27 protein-coding genes and 2 pseudogenes are annotated in these 24,005 nt (G+C 60.4%); 11 read left to right on the top strand and 18 right to left on the bottom strand.

The genetic code is table 11. The features are described from left to right. The 9 genes and pseudogenes from P0D80_RS43245 to P0D80_RS43285 form a co-directional block, all read right to left on the bottom strand. Positions 1-327 (bottom strand): hemerythrin domain-containing protein (locus tag P0D80_RS43245; RefSeq protein WP_408293141.1); only part of this gene is annotated, 327 nt, incomplete at its 3' end. Between the two features lie 1,362 nt (positions 328-1,689). Beyond that, positions 1,690-1,869 (bottom strand): annotated as a pseudogene (locus P0D80_RS43250) (IS110 family transposase); the annotation flags it as partial. Positions 1,870-1,923: 54 nt separating this feature from the next. Continuing rightward, the gene (locus P0D80_RS43255) at positions 1,924-2,643 is read right to left on the bottom strand and encodes an IS6 family transposase (RefSeq protein ID WP_408293145.1); all 720 of its coding nucleotides are present in this window, start codon (positions 2,641-2,643) and stop codon (positions 1,924-1,926) included. Positions 2,644-3,353: 710 nt separating this feature from the next. Beyond that, on the bottom strand, positions 3,354-3,815 hold the full coding sequence (locus P0D80_RS43260) for an RES family NAD+ phosphorylase (protein WP_408293237.1): 462 nt from the start codon (positions 3,813-3,815) through the stop codon (positions 3,354-3,356). Continuing rightward, positions 3,815-4,114 (bottom strand): annotated as a pseudogene (locus P0D80_RS43265) (Xre family toxin-antitoxin system antitoxin); the annotation flags it as partial. The gene P0D80_RS43260 and the pseudogene P0D80_RS43265, both read right to left, overlap by 1 nt. A 321-nt stretch (positions 4,115-4,435) precedes the next feature. Then, positions 4,436-5,704, bottom strand: a complete 1,269-nt coding sequence (locus P0D80_RS43270) for a Cdc6/Cdc18 family protein (RefSeq protein ID WP_408293148.1) — start codon at positions 5,702-5,704, stop codon at positions 4,436-4,438. Between the two features lie 271 nt (positions 5,705-5,975). Beyond that, complete coding sequence (locus P0D80_RS43275) at positions 5,976-7,004, bottom strand: ParB/RepB/Spo0J family partition protein (protein ID WP_408293151.1); 1,029 nt, start codon at positions 7,002-7,004, stop codon at positions 5,976-5,978. Then, positions 6,994-8,232 (bottom strand): ParA family protein, encoded by a 1,239-nt coding sequence (locus P0D80_RS43280; RefSeq protein ID WP_408293154.1) that lies wholly within the window; start codon positions 8,230-8,232, stop codon positions 6,994-6,996. Before P0D80_RS43280 ends, P0D80_RS43275 begins: the two co-directional genes overlap by 11 nt. 285 nt (positions 8,233-8,517) lie before the next feature. Beyond that, positions 8,518-8,748, bottom strand: a complete 231-nt coding sequence (locus tag P0D80_RS43285; protein WP_408293157.1) for a hypothetical protein — start codon at positions 8,746-8,748, stop codon at positions 8,518-8,520. 17 nt (positions 8,749-8,765) lie between these two features. On the opposite strand from P0D80_RS43285, the gene P0D80_RS43290 reads away from it, so the two are divergent. The 3 genes from P0D80_RS43290 to P0D80_RS43300 all read left to right on the top strand — a co-directional run bounded on the left by P0D80_RS43290 (position 8,766) and on the right by P0D80_RS43300 (position 10,239). Then, on the top strand, positions 8,766-9,047 hold the full coding sequence (locus P0D80_RS43290; RefSeq protein ID WP_408293160.1) for a hypothetical protein: 282 nt from the start codon (positions 8,766-8,768) through the stop codon (positions 9,045-9,047). Positions 9,048-9,322: 275 nt separating this feature from the next. Further along, entirely contained in the window at positions 9,323-9,763 is a 441-nt protein-coding gene (locus tag P0D80_RS43295; RefSeq protein ID WP_007731380.1) for an Xre family toxin-antitoxin system antitoxin, read from the top strand. After that, entirely contained in the window at positions 9,763-10,239 is a 477-nt protein-coding gene (locus P0D80_RS43300; protein WP_408293240.1) for an RES family NAD+ phosphorylase, read from the top strand. The genes P0D80_RS43295 and P0D80_RS43300 overlap by 1 nt, the downstream gene beginning before the upstream one ends. 214 nt (positions 10,240-10,453) lie before the next feature. On the opposite strand, the gene P0D80_RS43305 is transcribed toward P0D80_RS43300, so the two are convergent. From P0D80_RS43305 to P0D80_RS43340, 8 genes are all read right to left on the bottom strand, one after another. Next, a complete protein-coding gene (locus P0D80_RS43305; RefSeq protein ID WP_408293163.1) occupies positions 10,454-10,987 on the bottom strand; it encodes a hypothetical protein in 534 nt (177 codons plus the stop codon). 411 nt (positions 10,988-11,398) lie between these two features. Further along, positions 11,399-11,665 (bottom strand): XRE family transcriptional regulator, encoded by a 267-nt coding sequence (locus tag P0D80_RS43310; RefSeq protein WP_115783782.1) that lies wholly within the window; start codon positions 11,663-11,665, stop codon positions 11,399-11,401. Between the two features lie 31 nt (positions 11,666-11,696). Next, entirely contained in the window at positions 11,697-12,440 is a 744-nt protein-coding gene (locus P0D80_RS43315; RefSeq protein WP_408293167.1) for a DUF7673 family protein, read from the bottom strand. 4 nt (positions 12,441-12,444) lie between these two features. Next, on the bottom strand, positions 12,445-12,690 hold the full coding sequence (locus P0D80_RS43320; RefSeq protein WP_408293170.1) for a hypothetical protein: 246 nt from the start codon (positions 12,688-12,690) through the stop codon (positions 12,445-12,447). Between the two features lie 448 nt (positions 12,691-13,138). Further along, positions 13,139-13,501 carry a single-stranded DNA-binding protein gene (locus P0D80_RS43325; RefSeq protein WP_408293173.1) on the bottom strand — a complete coding sequence of 121 codons (363 nt, stop codon included), beginning with the start codon at positions 13,499-13,501 and terminating at the stop codon, positions 13,139-13,141. Between the two features lie 46 nt (positions 13,502-13,547). Continuing rightward, positions 13,548-13,859, bottom strand: coding sequence for a hypothetical protein (locus tag P0D80_RS43330; protein WP_408293176.1), 312 nt, complete (start codon positions 13,857-13,859; stop codon positions 13,548-13,550). Positions 13,860-13,898: 39 nt separating this feature from the next. Then, positions 13,899-14,732 (bottom strand): DUF932 domain-containing protein, encoded by an 834-nt coding sequence (locus P0D80_RS43335; protein WP_408293179.1) that lies wholly within the window; start codon positions 14,730-14,732, stop codon positions 13,899-13,901. Between the two features lie 62 nt (positions 14,733-14,794). Then, a complete protein-coding gene (locus tag P0D80_RS43340) occupies positions 14,795-15,208 on the bottom strand; it encodes an antirestriction protein (RefSeq protein WP_408293182.1) in 414 nt (137 codons plus the stop codon). 221 nt (positions 15,209-15,429) lie between these two features. Between P0D80_RS43340 and P0D80_RS43345 the strand changes: the two genes are divergently transcribed. Continuing rightward, positions 15,430-17,487, top strand: coding sequence for a ParB/RepB/Spo0J family partition protein (locus tag P0D80_RS43345; protein ID WP_408293185.1), 2,058 nt, complete (start codon positions 15,430-15,432; stop codon positions 17,485-17,487). Positions 17,488-17,830: 343 nt separating this feature from the next. Here P0D80_RS43345 and P0D80_RS43350 read toward each other — a convergent pair whose 3' ends face one another. Continuing rightward, entirely contained in the window at positions 17,831-18,358 is a 528-nt protein-coding gene (locus tag P0D80_RS43350) for a hypothetical protein (protein ID WP_408293188.1), read from the bottom strand. A 332-nt stretch (positions 18,359-18,690) separates the two neighbouring features. Here P0D80_RS43350 and P0D80_RS43355 point away from each other — a divergent pair, with 332 nt between their 5' ends. From P0D80_RS43355 to P0D80_RS43385, 7 genes are all read left to right on the top strand, one after another. After that, positions 18,691-18,948: a hypothetical protein gene (locus P0D80_RS43355; protein WP_408293191.1), complete on the top strand. Its 258-nt coding sequence runs from the start codon at positions 18,691-18,693 to the stop codon at positions 18,946-18,948. Beyond that, complete coding sequence (locus P0D80_RS43360) at positions 18,948-19,313, top strand: plasmid mobilization protein (RefSeq protein WP_408293243.1); 366 nt, start codon at positions 18,948-18,950, stop codon at positions 19,311-19,313. Before P0D80_RS43355 ends, P0D80_RS43360 begins: the two co-directional genes overlap by 1 nt. Positions 19,314-19,324: 11 nt before the next feature. After that, on the top strand, positions 19,325-19,552 hold the full coding sequence (locus tag P0D80_RS43365; protein WP_408293194.1) for a hypothetical protein: 228 nt from the start codon (positions 19,325-19,327) through the stop codon (positions 19,550-19,552). Between the two features lie 4 nt (positions 19,553-19,556). Further along, a complete protein-coding gene (locus P0D80_RS43370) occupies positions 19,557-22,781 on the top strand; it encodes an LPD7 domain-containing protein (protein WP_408293197.1) in 3,225 nt (1,074 codons plus the stop codon). After that, positions 22,778-23,077, top strand: a complete 300-nt coding sequence (locus P0D80_RS43375; RefSeq protein WP_408293200.1) for a hypothetical protein — start codon at positions 22,778-22,780, stop codon at positions 23,075-23,077. Before P0D80_RS43370 ends, P0D80_RS43375 begins: the two co-directional genes overlap by 4 nt. A gap of 27 nt (positions 23,078-23,104) precedes the next feature. After that, on the top strand, positions 23,105-23,302 hold the full coding sequence (locus tag P0D80_RS43380) for a hypothetical protein (protein WP_408293203.1): 198 nt from the start codon (positions 23,105-23,107) through the stop codon (positions 23,300-23,302). Between the two features lie 418 nt (positions 23,303-23,720). Beyond that, on the top strand, positions 23,721-23,993 hold the full coding sequence (locus P0D80_RS43385) for an HU family DNA-binding protein (RefSeq protein ID WP_408293206.1): 273 nt from the start codon (positions 23,721-23,723) through the stop codon (positions 23,991-23,993). Positions 23,994-24,005 lie beyond the last annotated feature (12 nt).

Genomic DNA, 24,005 nt, shown 5'->3' on the forward strand with positions numbered 1-24,005 from the left:
TTCATAACGGGTCAGCGCGTCCTCGAGATCTCGAACCCTGGCCTCACCTTCGGCATGCTGACGATCGAGATCGTTCAGAACTTCGTCGATTTGACTGGTCCGCGCGCGGATCCGTGCGAACAGATACCGTTCCTCTTTCGGATGATGAACCCGTTCTGGATATTCGCGAATGTAATATAGGATCGAGCGAAGCACCGCGAGACCCGGTACTGTACTGCCATTTTCGCGCAGTCGGACAAACTGAAGCATTCCGCCGATCGCCGTCGTCAGTTGCTGATGCTCCCGGAGGATGATACTGACTGCATCCTTCCTTCCCCAACCGGTCATGGGAAGCTCCATCACGTGTGAACGGGCGTCCCGGCGCCCCGCCCCTTCTTTCGACCAGACTGCGTGCTGGTTCCGTTACTCGCGCCGATGCGTACAAGGGTGAGTGCGATAAATGTTGACGACATTGATCGAAGTCAATCAATGGGTGTTTTGTGAAGTTGAGGACCGAAAGCGGGGCTGTCAGTTAGGTGAATCCAACCTCGTTCTCCCCAACATGTTGTCCCGCCCAAGTTTATCGCCATCATGGCATCTTTTAGGCTGCCGGATGCACCTTGCGCGACCCGCCGTAACCGTTATTCAAAATGACCTGCCAAACCGGATAAGTCGACACTACCACCCAAAAATTCTTCGGCACGGACAAAGTAACTTCAAGATACTGTTTCGCCATTCTGATCGATTTCCATCGTGGCCAGCTCGGCGGCCAAGCCGCCCAAACCTGGAGGTGTGAGAAGGCATTCGTGTTGCAATAAGAGGCGCGGGCAGATGGCACGGTGGTACGCAAGTTAAACGGATAGACCAACGCGACGTAAGGACAGAGTAGGCTCTGGGGTTCCTGTGGCGAGGGTGGCGTCCGCATTCCGCTGTGCTTGGCCGCGTCGATCAGATGAAGGGTGCCAGCATTCGGCAGTAGCTACCATCGATGCTTTCGTTCAGGCTGACGACACTCATAGCGCCCCCCATGTTTCAATCTAGGCATTCTCTTGCGACCGCACCGAACAGGGCCTAGCCGCCGATCACGACTTCTCAAGATAGCAAACTTGCGAAGGGTCCGATGTGGGTGCTGTTGACGCGATTCGTGGCAAGGAGATCTTATTGCCCCGTTGGTCAATAAACCCTTCACGAAAAGATATCTCCTGTTTCACCGGTCGTTCGAGCCAGCGGCTGCGGCCCGCCTACGGCGTATGCGATAGCTGGTTATCGCGCCTCGTGGCACGCTTTCACAAACCACGATCCTCGGTATATAGTCCCTGCGTGGTCGTCCTTGAAGGTTCTGCGGCGCAGTTGATCGAGGAGCGTGCGATGACGGGCATTCGAGGTCTCAACTTGAGTGTTGCGCTGGCCTTTGTGGTTTCAGGAATGACCGTGGTTCGACCCGCATCTGCGGATCCCATGACCGTCACCTTGTCCGCACGGTCGAAGCTTCGCTTGCCGCCGGCACCAACGCGTGTCACCCGCAAGGGCAAAAAGGTCAGGTCATGGATTGCGTCCGCAAGTTGGGTTGCGGACGCAATCGTGGACCTTCTCAGGCACGGAAGCTAGGTGGGCGGAAACTCGCGCTTACAGTCATTACACTCGAATGCCGCCGCAACTTTTGACGCTCCATTCCTTGAGACAGAAACCGCCCTACAGAGAACGCAAAAATCAGGCTGACTTTGAGCGTGCGTAGTCTTGCCTGTACGGCCGTCGATGAGCCAGCGTCGCCCAGATTATTCGAGCGAGCTTATTAGCCATCGCGACAATCACGACATTTAAAGGACGTCGCTGCTTCATCTGTTCGACCCAGGGACCTGGGTCTTTGACGCGATCGATGATGCTCCGCGCGGTTGTGGTGCAAACTCGGTGGGCTGGCGAGAAATCGCTCTTGCTTCGGATAGCTCATCGAGCTGAAAGAACCGCCATCCAAATCGAGGGCGAAGCGGTATCTTTGAGGTTCATGCTGGTGAGATCGAACTGGCCTTTGCGAATTCGATGCATCAGTTCGATGCCGGAGAGGATAACGGCGGCGCTGCGGAACCGCTTGAACCCGAGCATCACGTTCACCCGCGATTTGATGTGGCGGTGATCCTGCTCAATCAGGTTATTCAGATACTTCGAGGATCGCAATTTCGTTCGCCTGGGTAGCGACCCGTCGGTCTTCATCTCGCGGACCGCCCGATGAGATGCCGCGTAGCCGTCCAGCGTGATCGTCTCAGGAGCGCGTCCCTGAGTCCTGATTGCCTTCGCGAAGAACGCCTTTGCTGCCGCCACGTCCCGCCTGGCGCTGAGGCGAAAATCGATCGTCTTTCCCGCTCGGTCAACGGCGCGGTAGAGATAGGCCCATTTGCCGCGAATCTTCACGTAGGTCTCGTCGACTCTCCACGACTGACCGGCTGTCGTAGCCAACCGATTCCAGCGTTTGACGAACTCCGGCGTGTAGCGCTTCACCCAACGCAGGATCGTAGTGTGGGCGAGGGACAGGCCGCGCTCAGCCATCATCTCGACAAGATCACGCAGACTGAGCTTGTAGCGCAAATACCACCGCACGCAAAGGATGATGACTTCGCGGTCGAAATGACGCCCGTTGAACAACCATTCGAGATCTTCCAGCTTACTCATTGGCTCGTGGTCGTCAAAAGCTCGAGAGTAACAGACCAAGGCGCCGGAATTTGCACCACAACCATGAATAGTTTGGCAGAGAAATCGGCCGGCATAAGGCGGGCCAGCCACGTTCTGGGGATAGACTTCGCGCGTCAGGCGCGACGCGGACCCGTCTGTAGCGAAATATACGTTTTACGTGACAAATCTTACAACCCACGCCTCCATGGGTTGTTGGCGCGCTTCGGAGTCAAAAAATATGCGGATAAATCGCGTCTCGTCCGCTACAGCCCCGATTTTCTCGTGAAACATTCTCGCTTAATCGGCTCAAAGGCCATGTCAGACACGGCATTCGCCACATTATAGGTTTGCTGCGCGATGTTTCACGATGCAATGCTTTTTGCATCGGTGTATCGCCTTCCACGGGCTCTCGCGAACTTCCCTTGCACAGCGTCCCCGCCGTTCTTTAAGACTGTCACTTCCGACGTCCACGATTTTCAGATTTTACTTGCGGTCGCTCGGAAGGAAATCTCGAAACACATAGCGATCAGGAGTCCTTAGGTCAGGGTCGTTTCTATATCCAAGTGCTTCCACATTTACTTCTTAAGACGGCGGCGGAGGCAGGGTCAGCGACTGTTTCTGGTTGGCCATGGGCAGTGAGTCGGGCGAAAGAACATCAGCACGTGAGCGGCACGAACGTGACTGCAGAGGTGAGCTTGTTCAGGAGCCACTCATTCAGGCGGCGAGAAGAGCAGCCGGTCCCACACGACCGGCTGCGGCACGGACACGACGAGACGCGCCGCAGCCGGGTGCGCCGGGTTGACCAGCACGTTGGACTCGGCCCGCGCCACGACCGACGGCACGACCAGCACGGCGGAGCGCGCCCCGCTGAGCCAGCGGTCGCCGAAGCCGCGCGCGACCTGCAGGTCCGGGCCGTCCCTGCCTGCGGGCAACCCGTCAGCCCCGACCTGCTCCACCGGCACGTCGTCGGGGATGTCAGTCTGCACCCACACGTGATGCCGCGGCACCTTGCCGATCCGTGCGTGCACCAGCACTTCGAGCATCGCGCCGGCAAAACCGAGCGCCCCATGGATGACCGGCCGGCCGGGACTGCTGAAGCGCCCGCCCACCAGCATCGCGCCGGTGCCACTCCACGCCGGGTGGCGGCTGTCCGCGATCCGGAACACCCGCATCAGGCCGGCACCCCGTAGAACAGTTTCCACAGCAGTTCCTCGACGCGGCGCGCGCCGAGTTCGCTCAGCGCGACATCGAGCGGCGTGCGGTCCCCGAGCAGCGGGTGCACGGTGGCCAGGAATTCGCGGGCGTCGTCCTCGCTGTCCCAGACGTGACTGGCGGTGGCAAAGATGCGCGCGAGCCGCTCGGTCTTTTCCGACTCGTCGGGGCTCAGCCGGTCGCGGCGGCGCTTGAAGGTCGCCTCCGGGACGATGCGCGCGAGCAGCGCGCGGCGCTCCTCGGCGCTGCCCGTCGCATTCGTAAATCGTTGATCGACAATGACGTCTTGGTCGAACCGCCAGTTTTCGTGCGATTTGAACGATTATCCCAACTCATGATCGATCTACCCGTCAGTGCGTAGTTTTGATCGACGGCGGCAGGCCCGGCTGCCCACATAGCAGATGCCCAGAGAAGCGGCGAGCCGAGCAGTGCGATAAGACAAAGCAGGCGTTTCATTGAGTGCCTCCTCGACGCAGTTTGGGATGCGACTCGAATATTTCTGCCCGGTCTCAGTTATAGACCAAAGGATCGTGACGGCGCTCACCGTTGTCCGCCTTAAATCCTTTCGCCTGCGCCCTACTCACACCGCACGTGCCAGCGCCGGGGAGAACCGCCGCAACGCTCCTTTTAAAATCGCCAGATGGTCCGTGACAGCCTCGGTGGCGATGCGCGGAGCATCGACATTCGGGAGAACGGACGAGGTCGCCTGACGGCGCGCTTGGGCAAATGCTTCGAGATCATCCGGCTGTGCTGGTCGGATCTGACCGTTCCGGAGTGCCTTCGCGAATCGCAGTTGCCATTGACCCGCCTCGCGACGTGCGATGCCCTCCTCCGCGTTGTAGACCGATAGCGACAGTCCGTCAGCATCGACGACGAGCTTGCGCTCACCGGTAGCGTCGACGAAGGACAGACCGGCGACGTGGCGAACCAGCGACTCGGCGGCCTGTTGGTCCTCGACCGCAGCACGCGCCGCGTTTTGCTCTGCATACCGGGTGCGGATCTGGAATGAGAAATCGGCGGTGCTGGTCAGCAGGGCGCGCAGATAGCAGATGGGCCGCTTGGCTTTCTGGAGATGCTCCCACGTTGCTTCGACAACATCGGACAGACGCTTGCCCCGCTCACGTGCTTCGCGCATCAGTTTGAAAATCAGGAAATCCCGAAAACCCAGGGACCGCAGACGCTGAAGGTCCACAGGCACTTGTCCCGGTTGTCTCTTTTGCAAAGAGGTAGGGAAAAGATCCTTATATATACCACCGTCTGCCAGATTGGCAGACCGATGGGAAAATGCTTCAGCCGCGGCGGTACCGGCTTGTTGAGCTCCGGCATTGGTGCTGAATGAATCCACCGAATCAGCCTTTGCTTCGACTGGTTGAGCAGCCGGGATTGGCTCCGCTGCCAGCCCGAGAATGATGGCAGCACGCTCGGTCAGGTGAAGATAGGCGCGACCAAAGAGACCCGCCTGCACGTAGCGGCGTTGCGGTGGCCGGGCGATCAGACCTGCGGTTTCCAGGTCATCGAGGCTTCGGTAGAACGTCCGTTCCGACTGCATCGACCGTTCCGTCAGCAGCTCACGTCGGGCGTAGATATGACCGTACGGGTTAGAGGCGTCAACGGTGCGTGCAAGGGCAGCCAACACGGAGCGCGCTCGAGCAGGGATGCCATCGAGGCGCGAAGCGCGATGGACGGCCCGCAGGATGACCCACGGCAGGTTGACGGAATCGAAACTCAGAACGATCACGTCGCTGTCCTCGGTTGCCTGAGGAGCAGGGGAAACATCGACGTTTTCGGTTTCGGGGAAGTCCGGGCGTAACCCTACCTCGCCAGCAACGAAGTGTTGCGCGATAGACATATCCAGCGTCCATTTCGTGAAAAATGGATGGAGTTCGCTTGACTGCCTGATTCGATCGGCTACACTTCGAGGTGTCAACGCTCAACCCGATTTGCCGTCGGGAAGTGCAGCCGGGCGAGTGAACAGCAAGCCCGTATTCAAAAGCCTCCAGCGCCAACTGGAGGCTTTTGTCTTTTATGCCCGGTGATCAATTCATCTTGTTATTCCTTTTCGCGTCGAGCTGACGCCGTTCGCGAAAGATTCAAAGTTCAAAGCCATTGATTTTAAACAACTATTTTTTTTCGACCTCTGTCTGCTCCGCCTGAGCTGCCGCTGCGCGCTGCTCCAGAACTTCCTTTAGCGCCGACTGGACCGCTTGAGCTTCAGCCTCCGACTGGAACTCCAGCCGCACGACATTCTTGGCCTGACGCACATCACAGTACGTGCCCCGCCCTGCCTTGACCTTGAAAGACGTCGCCGCAGGCGTCGCCTTCTGCTTCGCCGGGTCCGCGCTTGCGAACTTCACCGCCTGTGTTTCATCCAGCTCTTTGTTCGCCAGCCGCTGGGCTGCGAGTACAACCCGATCTGCCTTTCCGGTTCTGACCAAGCGCGCCAACGCATAGCCAGAAGTCGCGCCCATGAGGGCAGGCTTCTCGTTCAGAAGGGCCAGAACTTCAGCCGGGAGATCGTCAAACGCCATCAGTGCGGAAACCACCGATTCGTTCACCCCGGCCTGCTCTGCCATCTTGGCCTGGGTCATGTCCGGGAAGCGTTGGCGGATGTCCTTGAAGCCGAGGTACTTCTCATAGTCGGTCAGGTCTGACTGCAACAGATTCGCGTAGAACGCAGAGAGCGCCGCTTCGTCCTCGCTCGAATCGTCGTCCAGCACGCAGTCGATTTCTAGCCGACCCAGTTCTCGATAGGAATCCGTGCGCCAGTGTCCTGAGACGATTTCAAAGCCGCCTTCGACGCGAGGCCGGATGCCAACAGGCGTGGCCAACTTGTTGTGCCGGAGGTTCTCGCGCAGTTCGGCGAACGCCTCCGGCGACTTGTAGCGCCGCCGGCCCGGGACCTCGTGCAGGTCGGTCAAGAGCACTTTCATCGAGCCCTTGCCACTGCGCTTGGCCTCTTCCAGTTCCGTTTGCAGTTGCTGGATCCTTTCTTGATACTCACGTGCTTCGAGGCGGAAGGCGCCCAATTGCGCCGGCATGGTCGCCGCGCGTGGCGCTGCCTCGGGAGGGCGCGCCGCAGCCGCAGACTCTGCTCTGTCGGCGACCCCAGCCGTGCGCGCCATCAGGCGTTCCTTCAACTTACTCGACATTCGCTTTCTCCTTCTCCTTCAGCAGCTGCGCGGCCCACGCACCTTGAATATGCCCTTCGATCTCGTCGACCATGGCATCGAACGAATCAATGGCGCGGCTGTACTGACCCAAGGCCTGAACGTCGTAGATTGTCTTGAACTCCGCTGCTGCGTTCTTGACCACGTCCGAATCCTGAATTTCTGCCCGACCCAGCAACTCCGGGTAGGTTTGCTGAATCCATGACCGAACGACGTCGGTGGCGTCGACCCGCGGCTTCACCTTCGAGAGGAAGATGCTGATAAAAGCAAATTCCTTCTGCACGTCGCGGTCGTCGGCCAAGGCTTTGAACAGGTCTGCGAACTGCCGGAAAAACGACGCGCTCGAGGCGTAGTCGAGGGTCTCGGGCGGCAGCGGAACAATCAGGCCGTCGCTCGACATGAAACAGCTGGTGGCGAGGTATGCAAGGCTCGGCGGTGTATCGATCACGATCACGTCGTACTTCTCTCGGATCGGACCCATCGCCCGTTCCAGAACCTGCCAGAACTGGTAGTTCGGATCCTTCGACTGCCGGTTCGGCAGGTAGAAATCCGCGCCAAACAGAGCAGGGCAAGCCGGGATGAAATCCAGGTTGTCCCAGTAGCTCGGAAGGATGGCGTAGTTCAGGTCCGGCTGTTCCTCGTAGACGAGCGGCATCACCGTCATTTCTTCGGTGACTTCCGGCGTCGGAACGTAGCCCATGAGCGTTGTCGACGAAGCCTGCGGATCGAGGTCGATCAGCAGGACTTTGTGACCATGCAGGGTCAGACCCTGAGCGATTGCCACAGCGCTGGTCGTTTTGCCAACGCCGCCCTTGAAATTCCCGATGGCCATCGCGAGGCCGAGCGCCCCTTCCGGACGGCGCTTGTACGGCGCCGCGAGACGAATGAACTGCTGTGCTTCCGCGAGCGTGAACTCACGATTGCGTCCATTGCCGGTAAGGGTGCCCGTGGGATACTCTCCCTTCTTGTTACCTCGTGTACACAGATACTGGATCTGGGTGCGCTCGATCTTGCAAAGCTTGGCCACGCGCGACGCCGTGAGCATGGGCGCCATCTTTCTGGGCCAAGGCTCAAGGAGGTCGTCGCGCAGCTGCGCGAGCGTCGCCTCTGCCCGGTCAGCAATGGCGATCAGTTGGTCGATGCCAATTGCCTTGCGAGGCGGGGGTAGTTCCTTAGTAACCATGAGGTACCTGCGAATTGGTGTTGTCATCGAAAACCGCGAAAATCATCAAAGTTCGATGACGTGCGATTTCGGCGAATAATAGCCGGTAAACTCGTAAACTTGAAGGTTTACTTTAGGTATTTGTTGCGAGACCAATCACACGGGGATTCCGAGTCCCCGCGCGGGTAGTTGGGCACGGGTTGGAAACCGCCGAATTGGAGTAATTAAAATGTAAGAAAATCGGGCGCAAGACTGGAAGGTGCGCCCGACCGATCGGATTCAAAGTTCAAAGTCGTTGATTTCTTTCGGACTATTTTTCGGAAGCGCCTGTCTTCACCTCGCGTTCGGTATGGTTTCTTCGGCGCCCGCGCGGGCGGCTTTTATGGCCGCGTCCTTCACTCTGCACTCGTCGTTCAGCTTCCCGTAGACATCCAGCGTGTTGTCGACCTCGATGACTCCGCAGAGAAACGCGAGCTCCTGGACGATCAGCCGCACTGCCGGGTCCTCGCGCGCCCGCACGTTTTCCTGATGGCAGGCAGCTGCCTGGACAGTCTTGCCTGTCATCGTCGACTCCTTGGGGAATGGGACTGCGCGAAACTTGGGTTCATACTGTCAAGGAATCAAACAAAAAAGGTCTTATATCGGCCGGCGCACGAACCGCACTTGCACGCTCGACGGATCAAATGCTCAAACTGGCTCAGGTCACAGATGCCAACATCCTGACCGCGCCGGATATCGCCGATACGTTTGGCTCCTTTGTTGCCGGCGAACCAGAAAAGCCGCGCGTGTGCAACGCAAGTAGATGCAAAGGTCCACTGCTGCACGTGGCCGTTGCCGGCCGTTTGCATCTTGCGACTCCGTGACGTGCCGTCGTGGGCCTCCGCAGCGTACATGTTGCGCATCGCCCGCCTCAGCCTTCCTTCGCTCCCTTACGCCAGGGTCTCCGGATTCCTGGCATACGAGCGCACCTTGTCGTCGGAGCGGTGCTTGGGCGTGTCGCCGATCTCCCCACGGGGTTTGGCGCGCTCTTTCGCTGAAAATAGCCGGCCGTCCGGCCCAGACCGGCAATGCCCCGGCAGCAACTACTGTCTCTGCCATTTTGGTGTAAAATAGATGCCAAATGGCAGGAGGTAAAACCGTGAACGTCATCGAGAAGGTATCAGCCGATTCATTGCTGGGAGGCCGGTCGGTCTTTCCGCGTTCGCCCCGATCCGGCCTTGAATGGGTGGAGGTCGTCCGCCACGGCATTTCGTCGCGGGCGCTGGACGCGATGCTCAAATCCATCGGACTTTCGCAAGCAGAACTGGCGCAGGCGCTCGATATCCCGGAGCGGACCTTGGCGCGTCGCAAGCGGGAAGGGGTGTTGAGCCGTGAGGAGTCAGCCAAGCTGCTGCGACTCGCGCGTGTCGCCGCGCGCGCTGCCGAGGTGTTTGATGATCTCGACTTGGCACTCGCCTGGCTTAAGATGCCGGTTGCTGCCTTGGAAGACGCCACGCCGCTGAGTCTTGTCGATACCGACATTGGCACCGATAGCGTGATGGATACGCTGGGACGCATCGAGCATGGCGTGTTTGCGTGATGGTTACGGCATGGCGGGTGGTGACCGAGCGATATGCGGATACCGCTTTTTCTGGGGAAGGAGCGCAATTATACGGTGGCCGGTGGAACCCCAAAGGCGTCGCGTTGGTGTATACGGCGCAGACGCAATCGCTCGCGCTGCTCGAGATGTTGGTCCAGGATTCACCGCTGCGTGCCCGCTATGTGATGATCCCGGCCCGTTTCCCCGAGAAAATCGTCGAACGTATCGATCCCGCCAGTTTGCCTCACGACTGGCGGGACATTTCAGCGCGGGCCGAACTGCAGCAACTTGGATCGGCGTGGGAGCGGAAGCGAACCAGCGCCGCGCTGGCTGTTCCCAGTGCGGTCGTTCCTGCAGAATCCAATTATTTGCTCAATCCCAATCATCCGGACTTCGCGCTCGTCCTGGTTGGAGCGCGTGATGAGTGGTTGACCGACCCTCGGTTATTGCGGCGCGCTGCTGCGAAGGGATCGTGACGAGCATTTCGTGTGGCAGTGGCAAGCGGACGATGGCGTGTGATCAACCAACCCGCCGGCCTTGCTTCGCGGGGTGCCGCTATTCAAGGTGCCTGTGTGTTGTCAAAACCGATTACATCATGCGTTTGGGGGCGTAGCCAGACGGACCACCACTGGCGGAACCGGTCCTGCTGGATCTTGAACTGGCTCGTGCCGATCCAGTCAGTGCGGGGGATTATTTTTCGTTACGGTCACGGTCGATGTAACGGTTAAATGCGGCTTCGTCGTCGTAAAGTGACCTCGAAAAGGTGTCGTCGGCCCAGTCGATCATGCGCTCGATCACAGCACGCCGGGACAGGCCGAAATGCGCGCCCAACCGCTCCAGCGCGAAAAACTGGGTGCCAGTCATCGTCAGGTGCAGACGCCGCTCGCCAGAATCCGCGTCTTCCTGACGCGGAAGCCGTCCGAGGACCGTCGCCACGTCAGAAGGAGCTTGGGCAGACGGCTTCGCCCGTGACACAGTCTTAAGCTCGCGCCGCGCCTGTCCTAGTTCACCACGCAGCTGCTCGCACTCCCGCACCAGGGCGTCATGGGAGTCGGCAGGCAGAGGGGTATTTTTCGTTACAGTAACGGATTTTGTGCGCGCGCCATGTCGGGCTCGCCACGCTGCCTGACGCTCGGCGTTCGACATCGCATCCGGTTTCCGTGGCCGGCCACGGCCACGCTTTTCCGTGGTGCCGGTTACCTTGTCGTTTGCCGGTGAAGGCATGATCCATCCTGGTGCGGTTGACTCCATCTATTTTACGTTATTCATAACGATAAATATGGTATTTCGTTACGCGTAGCATAAATATGCACAAGCTGCCTTGCACGGCATGTATTCATCCGGGCAGATGGTTGCAGGTGTCGGGTCCCAGCCCGGGTGTCGTTCCCCGGAGAGGATCGCTCACGGCGCAAAGCCGGTTGCAACCCGACATGGCATCGCTCTATCTTTTTTCGTTTTGTTACGTGACACACTCGGGGAGGCCGTCAGGGAAGAGGGCATCTGAAGATTCGGAAATACTGGGATGGCCCCAGCCTCGCGTACGTAAACGTCCGACTCTTGAAGGGGCACCCCGATCAGTCGCGCCCCCGGCGTGATACAGGAACCGCAGGATTGCGAATCATCAGCGTTTCGAGGCTACTCTTCTGTTTCCCAGATGTGGCCAAATCCGGCGGCATGGCAGAGTAGCGCCCATGCGGAATAGGGGATTTCATTTTCGCCGCTGATCCAACGACGTATCTGCCGCCCGCTCTTGTCAGCGAGGTCCAGAAATTCCGCTGCACTACGTCCGGTAAAACCGGCCAGCCGGACTACCTCCTGGATTTCCGCCCCGGTCGGTTTGGCCCAATAGATCGCGGGCTGCAAGCATTCGCGTCGGATTGTCGTGTTTGTGTCAACTGCCATATGCTTTTCCCCTGGTACTCTTACGTTCGTCTCAACTACTGGCGCATAAGGCGTGCGCCCGGAATCTAAAGCCACTGCGGCCGCAGCTCGCCTGCCTACATGTCGAGTGGCCTTTCGTGCCACTCACGCGGCCGCCACGCCCCGCGATGCAGGTCGATAAGATCGTGGCTATACGCTCCGAGTCGCCAGCTGAAAAGCGTAGTTCGATCGGCAACTGGCGTGCTGGGTCCCCGTCAATCGCCACCACCAGCGTCATATCGCGATAACCTGGTGCTTCCTGATTCGTCACATAGCGGCCCTGATAGCGTTCGCCATGAACCGGCGGCAGCTCCGGCGCGGGGCGTTTGTCCAGATTCCAGCGCGTGATTATCTGCTGCCAGCGCTGCTCACCGCCAGGAAAATAGCCGTGCACTTCAACAATCGGGCGGTGGTGGAGTCGCAGCACGGCGAGACAGTGCTCGAACAGATCGTCGTCCAGCGCCCGCAGTGCCGTGAGGTCGAAACGGTAGTCGGTGCCGTTGTACAGGCCCGCGAGAAATTCGGCGACGGTCTCCGCCTGTCCGGTTTGGCCTTCGACCACGTCAACGAGCTGCAGGAGCGAATCGAGGCCGCGGTCACGATCGCCAACGCGGATCTCCGCTGCGCGCTGCGCTGGTGTCTGGCCGCCGTGCGCGTTCGCAAAAGACTCGGTGATGGTGTGCCGGAACGCCTCGAGGAGGTGCTCGGGCACGTCGCTGGTAATCCGGTGCGTTTTCGGGCGGGGCGGAATGTTCATGGTGTTACCTTGATGGTCCGAAGTAGGAGGCTTCGGCCTCGTACCCGCGTTCGGTAATAAAAGCGGCGATGCTGAACGACACTGTTGCATCGAGGGCATCGGCCAATGCAAGCCCGGAAACCATCCCGCGGAAATATTCGCTACTGTACCCAACGCCAGTTCCTTGCTGCCGTTCGCGCCAGGTCACAACCATGTGTGCCTTGAGACCTTTCAGTTCGTCGGCGCGAGCGTAGATCGTTCTGCCTTCCATGTCAGGTCCTGTTGATCCAATCCGTATAAGGGATCGTACGACAGCGCCGGCCTCAGCGGTCCGCAAGCCGATCCAGGATCCAGCCCCCACGGCTTCGCCGCGGAGGAAACACGCAGCCTCCGGCTGCTTGACGACCCCGGCCGCGGTTCGTTTGCGCTGTACCGGATCGTCCCGGCGCTAATGCGCCGCGCCGGCGCTCTCCCCACGCCTACTGGCGCGGGTCCCCGTGCGCCTCGATCCGGGCGCGCCGGCGCGCGCGTGACGCCTGCGGTTATCCGGGCTCAAGGTTTGGCAGGAAGGGGGTGCCCTTTCCGGACGGCTGGGACGCCCATGCCGCTGAGGCAATTTTCGGCCAGGCATCAGCTGGAAGGAACCACCGCAGCCCAAGGTTTCAACGTCATCTCCTGTGCCGGTCAACAGCCCCGGCATGAACCGGGGCCGACATGCATCATTCCTGACGCCGCGCGAGTTGCGTCCGCTTGAGTTCGCCAGGCGCGCCGAAGTCGAAGTTATCGACCGTGAAGTTATATCCGTAACGCTCGATGCCTTCACCGTCCGTGAAATCGTTGTTCGACAGCTTCGCCTCAACGATCAGTTGATCGCCCTTCAGAACGTTTCTGGCGATGGCCTCACCACGCGAACCAAACGCGGTGAACTGGATTCTCACCTGACGCTCCTTCGCTTCACCGCTGCCTTCGTCGCGACCGGCGTACTCGTTGGAAATCAGGGTGAATTTCGTCACCTTCGAATCACCGTGATTCGCAAGCACAGGGGCGGCGGCAACACGGCCAGTAAAGAAAAGCTTGTTCATGATTGGTACTCCTTAAAGTTTGAATGAAACAGAGGGCAACTTTCGTTCAAAATCCTGACTCGGGTACGGCAGGCTGCGGGGCACGGGGTGGCACACGATGAAACTCGGAGAGAGCGTTGCGGGCTATCGCGCGCAACTCTTCCCGGTGCATGTCGATTGGGTGCCCGTCGCGGTCCAGCATGTTGGCAATCCGGTCGAGTGCTTCGGCGGAGCGCGCTGCGGCATCGGCGGACAAGGCCATGCGGAACAGTTCCGCGCGAACCAGAGAACGATCGCCGTATTGATAGACGGCCAGCAGCGGAAGCAGGGCGGTCAGCCACGTTGGGCGGATGTGAGCGGTATCCATGTCGGTTTCCATAGTTGAGGTCATGCCCGGCCCGAAGGCCGGGCGCACCTGTTAGCCGCGCAGGCGACACAGTTCGTCGGCGAGCACCCAGAGGGCGCGGTTGAGCCTGATGTTCTGGTCAATGCCGGTCACGGCGCGGGTTGTGGTTGCCCGCCCATTCGCATTACGACCGCGCAGGCCGCCGTTGATCATGTTTTCCTGCACGCGATTGAATGTCGTCCACAGGTCCGGTCCGCGATCCTCCATGCGATGGGGTGTTAGAAGTTGCCGTTCAGTGATGGGCGCGGGCTTCTCGTCGTCGTACCGCAGCGCAAGCGCGGCCCGCGCGAAAGCGGTCTGTTCGCCGTTGGTCAATGCCAGACCGGCCATCCCCTCGCGCTGATGGGTCGCTGCCTCAAAGCTGTCGAGCACCTTGAACGCTCCCTCGATCACCTGGCCGACCACATCGCCCTTATGAGGCACGCGGATATCACCAATGGTGTCTCCGCAGACCATACCGTTCTGGCACACAAACCGGAACATCCCGGCGAGCATCTGGTAGCTGCTGCTGCCATCGTGGCTGTTCAGAAGGATGATTTCGTTGGCTTCACGGCCCGTGATCTGGTCGGCATGGCGCAGGCGGACCATATGTTTCGTGTGTGCGCGCTTGTCGTCGGCGCGTACGCGGGTCTGACAGGCCATGAAGGGCTGAAAACCTTCCTTGCGCAGGCCGTCCAGTACGTCGCTGGTCGGAATGTAGGTGTACCGTTCCGAGCGGCTTTCGTGCGCGGACAGCGCGAAGATCGACGGGGCAACCTCAGCAATCTCGTCATTCGTAAGCGGGCGATCCGAACGCGTGCCAACTGCGGTGCGTCCGAAGCGGCTTGTCAGGTAAGTGGTGTCCATGCTGTTCCCCAATATCAGGATCAGCCCCAGCCCACAGGCCGGAGCCGTGAGTGGTCAATGCGTCAGTCGATGGCGCGCAGAATGTTGGCGGCCTCTACGTGCTGCGCCGCGTAGGCCCGCAGCGCGTGGTAGTGGTCAACGATCCTGTCATCGCCGCACTTTTCCGCCAGATGGCACAGGGCAAACAGCGTGACGACGATGCCGAACGCGTCAGCGCCCATCGTGTCGCTGTAGCCGTTCATGTGCCACCGCACAGGCACCCGTCCGCAATTCGCTGGAGCCATATAGAAGCCGCTGTTCGATAACTGGAAGAAGTCCCACGAACCGCCCTTGTAGGCACTCGAAAGGCGGGCAGCCCAGTCGTACACCAATGCCTCGCCCCGAAGGTATTGCGCGCCCAGGTAGTGAGGAAGGAAATTCAGACGCAACTCATCGACAACGACTGCCGACGAGATTCTGGTTTCATTGTCAATCACGGTTATCTCCGGAAATGGGCCGCAGCAGAATGCCGGGCCACGCTTTTATATTAGGTCGTATTGACCTTTATATCAAGATTTTTCACGATCCTGTTTTTCAATCATAAATATAAATATATTTAAAATATGAATCGAATCACTGCGTGTTATAAGGGCAATTCGACCTATCATATCCCTGTGGCCCGGCATTCCGCTGCGGCCCATTTCCGGAGGCATCCATAATGGAAGTCGTTGAAATCCGTGTAACTGAATCCGTTCTCGAAGCTAACTTCGGCAACGAAGCGCAGATCGAATACGTCCAATACGGACGGCTGTGCCGCTCACCGCTGAATGTCCGCAAAAAGGCACCCACCGGCATCGAGGCGCTGGCCGGGACGATTGTGGGGAATGGACTGATGCAGAATCTCGTCGTGCACCCCGTCAAAGGGTCGCGCGCGAAGCAGCCGAAGCTTGGGGTCTGCGCCGGTCAGCGGCGTCTCGCCGCGCTCGATCTGCTGTTCTCGCAGGGCAAAATCACTAAGGACTTCAAGGTGCCGGTGCTGATCGTCAGTGAGGGCGAAGCCGTCGCCGCGTCGCTGATCGAAAACCGCGAACGCGAGACCATGCATATCGCGGACGAATGTGGCGCGTTCCGGCTGCTGACCGAGGAAGGCAAGAGCATTGCGCACATTTCGGCACTGTTCAAGGTGTCGGAAATGGTCGTGCGCCGTGCGCTCAAGATCGCAAACCTGTCGCCGGTGCTGCTCGATCTTCTGCGCGATGACAAGCTGGACTGCGAGCAGGCAAAGGCGCTTGCGCTGGCCGACGATTATGCGACGCAGGAGCGCGTGTGGAATGACGCCCAGACGCCCTGGCTGCGTCGCCCCGCGGAACTTCGCGCAGCGCTGACGAAAGCGGAACTCGACGCCAGGGAGAATCCGCTCGCAAAATTTGTCGGGCTGGACGCTTACGAGGCCGCAGGAGGCTATGTGCGTCGCGATCTTTTTTCCGACGACCAGAACGCCGGATACATCGCGGACGCGGACCTGCTGCATCGGCTTGCGACTGACCGCCTGATCGAGCTATCCCAGGCCGTAGCCGCTGAGGGCTGGTGTTTCGTGGAGACGCGGACCCGCTGTGACCAGGCCGAACTGTTCCAGTACGACCGGATCGCATCGACCACACGCAAGCCAACCAAAGCGGAAAAGGCCGAGCTTGCGAAGCTTGTTGCCACGCGCGACGAGGCGAAGGCCGCGCTCGATGCGTATTATGCCGATCAGGACAGCGAGGAAGACGAGGCGCTTTGGGAAAAGCTGGACAACGCGCTCAACGATGCTTCGGCTGCTGTTGACGCCTATGCCGAGCGCTTTGAAACGTTCGCCGCCGACGACATGAAGCAGGCCGGTGCGTTCGTCGCCATTGATGAGGACGGAAAGGTGCAGATTACGCGTGGCCTGCGGTGCCGGGAAATCAACGACGCAGACGCGGGCAGTATCGCTCACTTCACGCATGCGCAGCGAAATCGCGACCTGCCCGCGAAGGTCCGGCCCCTGCACGGCGAAAAACTGTGCAAACGTCTGAGCGCGCACCGCACGGCTGCGGTACAGATCGAGCTTGCGCAGCAGCCGACCGTTGCGCTGGCCGTGCTGATGTACCGGATGATTCCGGCTGTGTTCGATGACGTGTACGGACAGTCATACATCGATCATGCGGTGCGGATCGACGTGCATACGTCGCGCGATGCGCTGGTGTCGAACGCCGACGACATGGCCGACAGCGCTGCATGGAAGGCGCTTGAAGTTGAGCGGACGAAGTGGAGCCGGATGCTGCCGAAGCGCACCGATGAACTGCTCGCGTGGCTGCTGCAACAGGACGTGGACGTGATGTCGAACCTGTTTGCATTCTGTGTGGCCGCGACGGTAGACAGCATCAGTCCCGTTGACCGGGCGCACCCGGTCAACGAAGTGGCGAACACGCTGGAACTGGACCTCACGCGCTATTGGAAGCCAACGCGTGCAGGGTATTTCGAGCACGTCTCGAAAGATCGTATCGTGACGGTTGTCGGCGAGACAATTTCGCCGCAGGCCGTAGGTCAACTGCGCGGGATGAAAAAGGGGGACGCCGCCGCTGCCGCCGAACTTCGCATGACGGACTCGGGCTGGTTGCCGGAAGTGCTGCGCAACCGTGAGGTGCCGAAACATGTCACGTACGGCCATTGGGAGGATGACGAGGAAAGCGATGCCGACGGCACGCAGGATGAGTGCAACGACGGGGATGCGGAGGAAGCCGAAGCCGCCTGAGCCGTGATGCACTTCGCGTAAATGCAGGTTGTCACATGCCGCCGTCCGGGTGAAAGCCGGGGCGGCTTTTTGCTTTACGAGTACTGCACAGGAAAAAAAAGCCGGTACGAAGACCGGCTTTCCGAGGCTCCTACCGCGTGCTTTTGGGGGCCAAGCAGCGGCAGGGCGATTATGCCAGGGAGCACGCCTGAAGGCGCCGCGATTTGCGAAACAGAATGTAACTGCGTGGTGTGAACCAAGGTGGTATCGCGCGCGCCGCGCGCCCGTATCGAGGGCCACGGGGACCCATGCAGAATGCATGGGGAGCGGCCCGACCCGGCGCAGTGCGGCGGGGCGATGCGGTTCAGGGTTTCGTGTGCTTAGGATATTTTTTCTTGAGCGCGTCAATATCGGCGTTGCTCACGCGAGGTTCGCCGTACTGTTCGGCGTAGAGGCGGTTCAACTGCATGCTTGAGAGGTGGGGATTCTCAGACTGCAATTGCTCGAAGGTTTTGATGCGAGTCTGGGCCGGTGCAGGTGCCGGTGCATTGGTCGTGGGAGGGGCAGGCTTGTGCGCTTCGAGAGGGGCTGTTGCCCGGGAGGCTGTCACGGGGGGCGGGGCGCTGGGGCGGGCTGCCGCAGCGCCGGATTTGCTTCCGGAACTGGGCGGAGATGCGATCTTTCGAAGCCTGTACAGGGTTCCGTGAAACGTCCGAAGGGAGATATCGAGTCCCTGTTCGCGCAAGGTATTCAGGATATCAGCGGCGGGAACGCGAGCGGCGAGCGCCGCCTCGATGTCCGGAAGGAGGGCCTTGAGATGGGAAGCCTTGCTGCGTTTCGGGCTTGTGCTGGCAAGGCGGCGCAGCGCGGAAGCAAGTTGTTCGTGATCCATTGGGAAAATGGCGAGTAAATGTAGTATGGGCGTAGTATGAATGACGACAGCATGTAGGGGCAAGGTTGTATTGGGTAGTACTCCCATGCAATGCGTGATGTATTGATGTAGTAGCGTCGCAGAATATGCGTAGGAAATAATGTGTGGCGAAAGCGGGGCGAGGCACGTCGAATATGTTTACGCAACGCTACGCGTTCCGTAAAATATTTCGTGCCAAAGGGGCGGGCCCCTTTGAAACCCCGCCGCGGTTTATTGCCGCGGCCGCGTGTCGGCAACTCCGCTACGGACACTAAGCACTGCCTGGTATGCGTAATGAATACGGAGGTCTGGCGATGATTCCGAGCAGCGAATGGGTGATCCAGCTTGTAGTGGGGCCGCGTGCCGACGAGCGCGGCAGCGAGCCGCGTTATCTGCCGTGGGCAGGCTATACGTGGCCAATGACGGGTGACCAGGCGATGCGTGCGTTGCGCGAGTGCGAGTTGCGCTGGCCGGAATACGAGTTTCGCGCGCACCCGATCGATGACGACGGCAGGCAGTTCGCGATGGTCGGCGCTGACATCGACCGTAGTAGCTCGACGGGGCTCTGGTGATGCCAAAGCAAAAAAGCAATGGCGGGGCAGGGCTGGGCAAGCCGATCGCGTTCCGTCTGTCGGATGCGGATCGAGATGCGTACCTTGCAAAGGTGGCGCAAAGCGGGATGACGCAATCGGAGTTCTTCCGGCAGGCGGTGCTGACCAACCGTACGCAGGTGATCGCGCGGCCGGTGGCCAGCGGGGACCGCAAGCGGCTGCTGTACATCTTCAACAAGACCAGTAACAACCTGAACCAGATTGCACACCGCGCGAACTCCGAACACGTCCGCGGGAAGCTTTCGGAAGCGACTTACGAGCAGTTGCTCACGCAGCTGCAGCTGATCGGGCAGTACCTCAGGGCAACCCTGAACAAGGTCGACTGATAGCGATGGGAATGGATCAAAAGCAGGCGGCCATTATGGCGGTGATCGAGCTGGAGACGAAGCTGCACTTCGATCGCGATCATGCCGGTGTGCATACGCTGACGCAGACGGACTGGGACAGCGCCCGGGCGTCGGTCTCCGCTGCCGGCCATCTGTTGCCGTCGACCGTGCACAGCACGCTGCTGTTCCGAATCGAAGGGGCGCAGCGCTGGCTTGCCGAGCGCAAGGCGCAGGGGTAGGGCGATGCTCATACGCGTACGCGGCTATCACGACGGGATCAAGGACTATCTGGAGAAGGGCCAGAAGCAGGGTCGCGAGATGGAACGCGACGAGATGGACGAGCGCGTGATACTCGCCGGCGATCTCGATCTGACGAACGACATTATCCAGTCGATCGACACAGACGCCGAGCGCTACCTGAATGTCACGCTGTCATTCAAGGAAGACGAGGTTGACCGCGAGCTGTTAGGTGAGATTGTTCGGGAGTTCGAGGCGTTCGCGTTTGCCGCGTACCGTCGGGACGAATACAACTTCTACGCCGAAGCGCACGTGCCTCGTATCAAGAGCTACGCGGACCGCAAGACGGGGGAGCCGGTCGAACGCAAGGTGCACGTGCATATCGTGATTCCGGAAATGAATCTTGTGACAGGCCGACGGCTCGATCCATTTGGGAAGGTTGACCATAACGAGCGCTACCTCGAGGCCTTTCAGGAGCACATTAACGCGAAGTACGGGCTCGCGAGCCCAAAGGACAACCGGCGTGTGCAGTTCACGGACGCGTCCGAAATGATCAGCCGGTACAAGGGCGATGTGTTCGAGGGCGCTAACCGCGAGCTGAAGGCCTCGATTCTTGAGGCGGTGATGACGCGTGATGTGACCCGGTATGACGACTTCAGGGCCTTGATCACGGAGTACTGCGAGACGCGCACGCGCAATGCCGGCAGGGAGTCGGAGTACGAGAACGTCAAACCGGCCGGTGCCTCGAAGGGTGTGAACCTGAAGGAGTTCGTGTTTTCGCGCGAGTTCATCGAACTCGATGCTACGGCCAAGCGTGAGTCGCTCGAATCGAATGTGCATGCGCAGTACGTCGAGCCAGGCGTATCGCGCGATACACGGCAGATCTATCTCGATGCGCTCGGCGCGTGGCACGACACGCGCGCGCGCGAGATCAAGTATCTGAACAGCGGTAGCAGTTTTTACAAGACGTATCAGGCCGCGTCGTCGGCGGAGCAGCGACGCATTCTCGAACACCGCGAACAGCGGTTCTATGACGCAACAGGAGGGCTTAATGAGCGCACACGACAATCCCACGATCGATCCGGACACTGGCGGGATTGGCGGCGAATCGGAGCCGCCGGAGCAGGAGGGCGGGCGCGAGAGCGCGGCACCGGGCGGGAGCCAGAACGGGCAGGGCAGTCGCAGCAATGGTGGAACGAGCTCGAACGCGCGCACCGGGAAATCACGGGGCGATGGCGGGCCGGAGCGGATCACGACTTTGACGCTCGCTTCGATCGATCCGGCGCGCCGTCCCAATCCGCCCACCGTGTGCATGGCGTGTCCGGCCGCGGTGTGGATGGCGACGCCGCGCGACGTCAAGTGCTTCTGCCGCCTGATGCACTACTGGAGCTGGGAAACCAGCAAGCCGAACGAATTGACGCATTGCGATGGTCTGGCGATCGCGAGCGAGCGGGAAGAGAACAGCTAGGCATTTCGGTGCCGCGGCTGCGATGGCGCGAAGGTGCCGACCGCGACTTCGAACCCGGCGGAAGTTACCACGAGAGGGAGGATCGTTGGCAATGGTCCGGCGAGCGCGATGCGGTTGACAGGTCCGCCGGCGCGCCTGAATGGAAAGCGATGGTCGATCGCATGTTTGTCGCGTGGGACCAGGCAGACGAGGCAGGGCGGACGCGTCTTGCGCGAACCGGTGCCGAGAAATTCATGCGGGCTGGAGGCCCGTTCGGCGCACGCGAGCCTTTTGATCTGAGCGGCGGCCGCCTGCCTGCAGGGTTCGGACCACGTGAGGAAATCCGCAGCCTCGCGGATGTGCAATCGTTCGATGCGATCGAATCGTTGCCGTTCGAGGTCCGGCCAACTGATTCACCGCCGACGACGGACGCTGCGTCGGTCGATTTCAATGCGAGTGCGCGCGCGTCGACGGGCCGGGCAGCCGATACCGTTCGCGACCAGTTTGCGCGTGACCTGTCCGAGGCTCGCACGGCGCGACGTGCCCGGGAGCGGGATGAGTTCACCGAGATCCGTGCGACGCTAGACGCGGGCCGGTTGCTGGCCGTGCTCGCGCACTCGCACGGACTGATCGTCGAAAAGTATGCGATCGGTAAAGGCGCGGATGGCGGTGACAGAATCCGCGCCGGTTCGCGCAATCTGAATGTGTCTGATTTCCTCACCAAAGAGATGAACCTGTCATGGGAGGAGGCTGCGCAGCTGCTGCGCGAGACCTATCGTGCACAGACAGGACGTGATCCAGAGCATGCACCGAGGCGTACGCCTGAACGGGACCTATGGGGCGAGTTCCAGCAATGGCGCTCGGCATACCGGAACGAGCTACGTCGCGCGCGGGATGCGCAGGCCGACCATGAGAGTGAGCGCCGAAAGGCGGTCAAAGCGGAGTTCTACAGTGCCCGCAGCGCGCTTGTCGACCGCGTGGACTTGTCAGGCGCGCAGCGCCGCGAGCAGTTGGCCGCAGCACGTGTTGCGCGCCTTGAGGCAGAGGCCGCGCTGCGTGTGCAGATCGCGAAAGAGCGGGACGCGCTGAAGGGCGCCGCAAGCCGGCCGTTGACGAAGCAGTATCGTGACTTCCTGCAGGAGCGCGCTCAGAAAGGCGACGAACGGGCGCTGCGTGAGTTGCGCCGGATGCAGCAGATCCGCCTGCGGACGAAACGTGCAGACGACGAACGCGCGGTCATTTTCAGTAAGCCGTCACATGCTGTGGAGCGATCGACCGCGCACGATCGCAACGAGCTCATCTACGCCGGTCCGTCGATCACGTACGAGGTGCGGGCCAGTGGCGAGGTCGACTACCGCAAGGACGGCGCGGCGTTCCTCGTCGACGAGGGTCGTACGTTGCGGTTGTGGGATAGCGAGCGCGAGGCGATCGAGATTGCGCTGCGCTTCGCGCAGCAGAAGTTCGGCACCACGCTATCGCTGTCCGGACCCGAGGCGTTCCAGGATGCCGCGGCGCGCGTAGCAGCCGACACTCGCATGCGCATCGTGTTCGATCAGCCGCACCTGGAGAGTATCCGGCTGGTCCGGCTTGCGGAGCTCGATGCCGAAGCGCTGGAACGTCGGGCAGCGCAGCTTGAGCGCGACGCATGGGAGCGCGACGACCTGCGCGATGCCGTGCGCCATCCGCCGCCACCCACTGCGGAAAGTCCGTCCAATCCAGACCAGGATGCGGCATCGCCTGCTGATCCCGATGCACCCGACAGTGGGCCAGATATTGACCGATGAATCATCAAACTGAGAGAAAAAAGAACCAGCTTGCACACATCGACCGCGACGGCCCGGTTGCTGTCGCGCCCGGCGTAATCTTCAGCGGCACGCCGTCGCAGATCGTGAATCTGCCGGCCTACATCAAGGGCGGCGTCGGCGCGATCGCTGTTTTTGCCGCCTACCTGTATGCGCTGACGCACTGGCCGGTGCCCTGGTTTGCACCGTCGTCGCGTACCTGTGTACGGCGTACACCGAAACCATCATTGACACGGCCCGCATCACCTGCAGGCGGGGCATTCTCAGCCGGCAGGTAGAGCCTCGAACTCTTCCGCATCCATGATGTGACGTCGTTGCATCCCTGGTGGCAACGACCTTTCGGTATTGGCACGGTGCTCGTGCCGACCAGCGACTCGAACAATCCGCAGTGGCGTCTTCCCGGCATGCGCGGCGCCGAGCAGCTGAGACGCGAACTGAATCGTGCCGCGATCCCGTTGCGCGACGCGAAGGGCATTCGCCAAGTCAACATGGGTCGCCTGTAAAGCCGATCGCGGCCTGGCACCGGAAGGTCGCCGTAGCAATTGCGAAAAGCCGGATGGAGCTGTGATCGCGCAACTTCCGGTCGAGCGGCAAGAGACATTACTCCGACGCGACGCTCGAAGAAGCGCGGATCGAGTCAGCTGGCATCGTCACACGCCCGGAAGGACGGGATCAGGGGAGCCGGCCCGGGGTGTGACGCGATTTCATAACCGCAACTTTAGATGAAGAAAAACGTATTGTGACAAGAAGGATTATCTGAATAGCTCGGTTTTAACGCTGCTCTTTCTGGGTAACTTTGGCGAAGCTCACGCTTGCCGGAGACGGGCAGATATCTCAAATGCTCGATGGAAGCCGCGGCCATTGCCAGCGTCACCCGCCATGGGATACGGTACCGGTTTCATCCCGCAACACAGGCTCCCTATGAACAGGCAGGAACGTGTCGAGGCGGTGACCGCCGGCGACGGCAAAGCGGCGACTGGCGAACCGGCCAGTGCCGTGTCCGGGATCATCGCAGGCACACTCACGAAGGGAGAGTCCATGCAACTGGACAGCTTCAGTCGGTTCCCGGTGGGCGAACATGTTGTGTCCACCGGCCATAGCCTGGCGGCTGGCGCCGAACTTCCGATTGCTCTGGGACAGGGTGTGAGATTTGCCGCAACTAACGCGGTCAAGGACGCGGTGAAGGGATCATGACGCAGGATGGGA

It is taken from the genome of Paraburkholderia sp. RL17-373-BIF-A, assembly GCF_046030175.1.
Classification (GTDB): domain Bacteria; phylum Pseudomonadota; class Gammaproteobacteria; order Burkholderiales; family Burkholderiaceae; genus Paraburkholderia.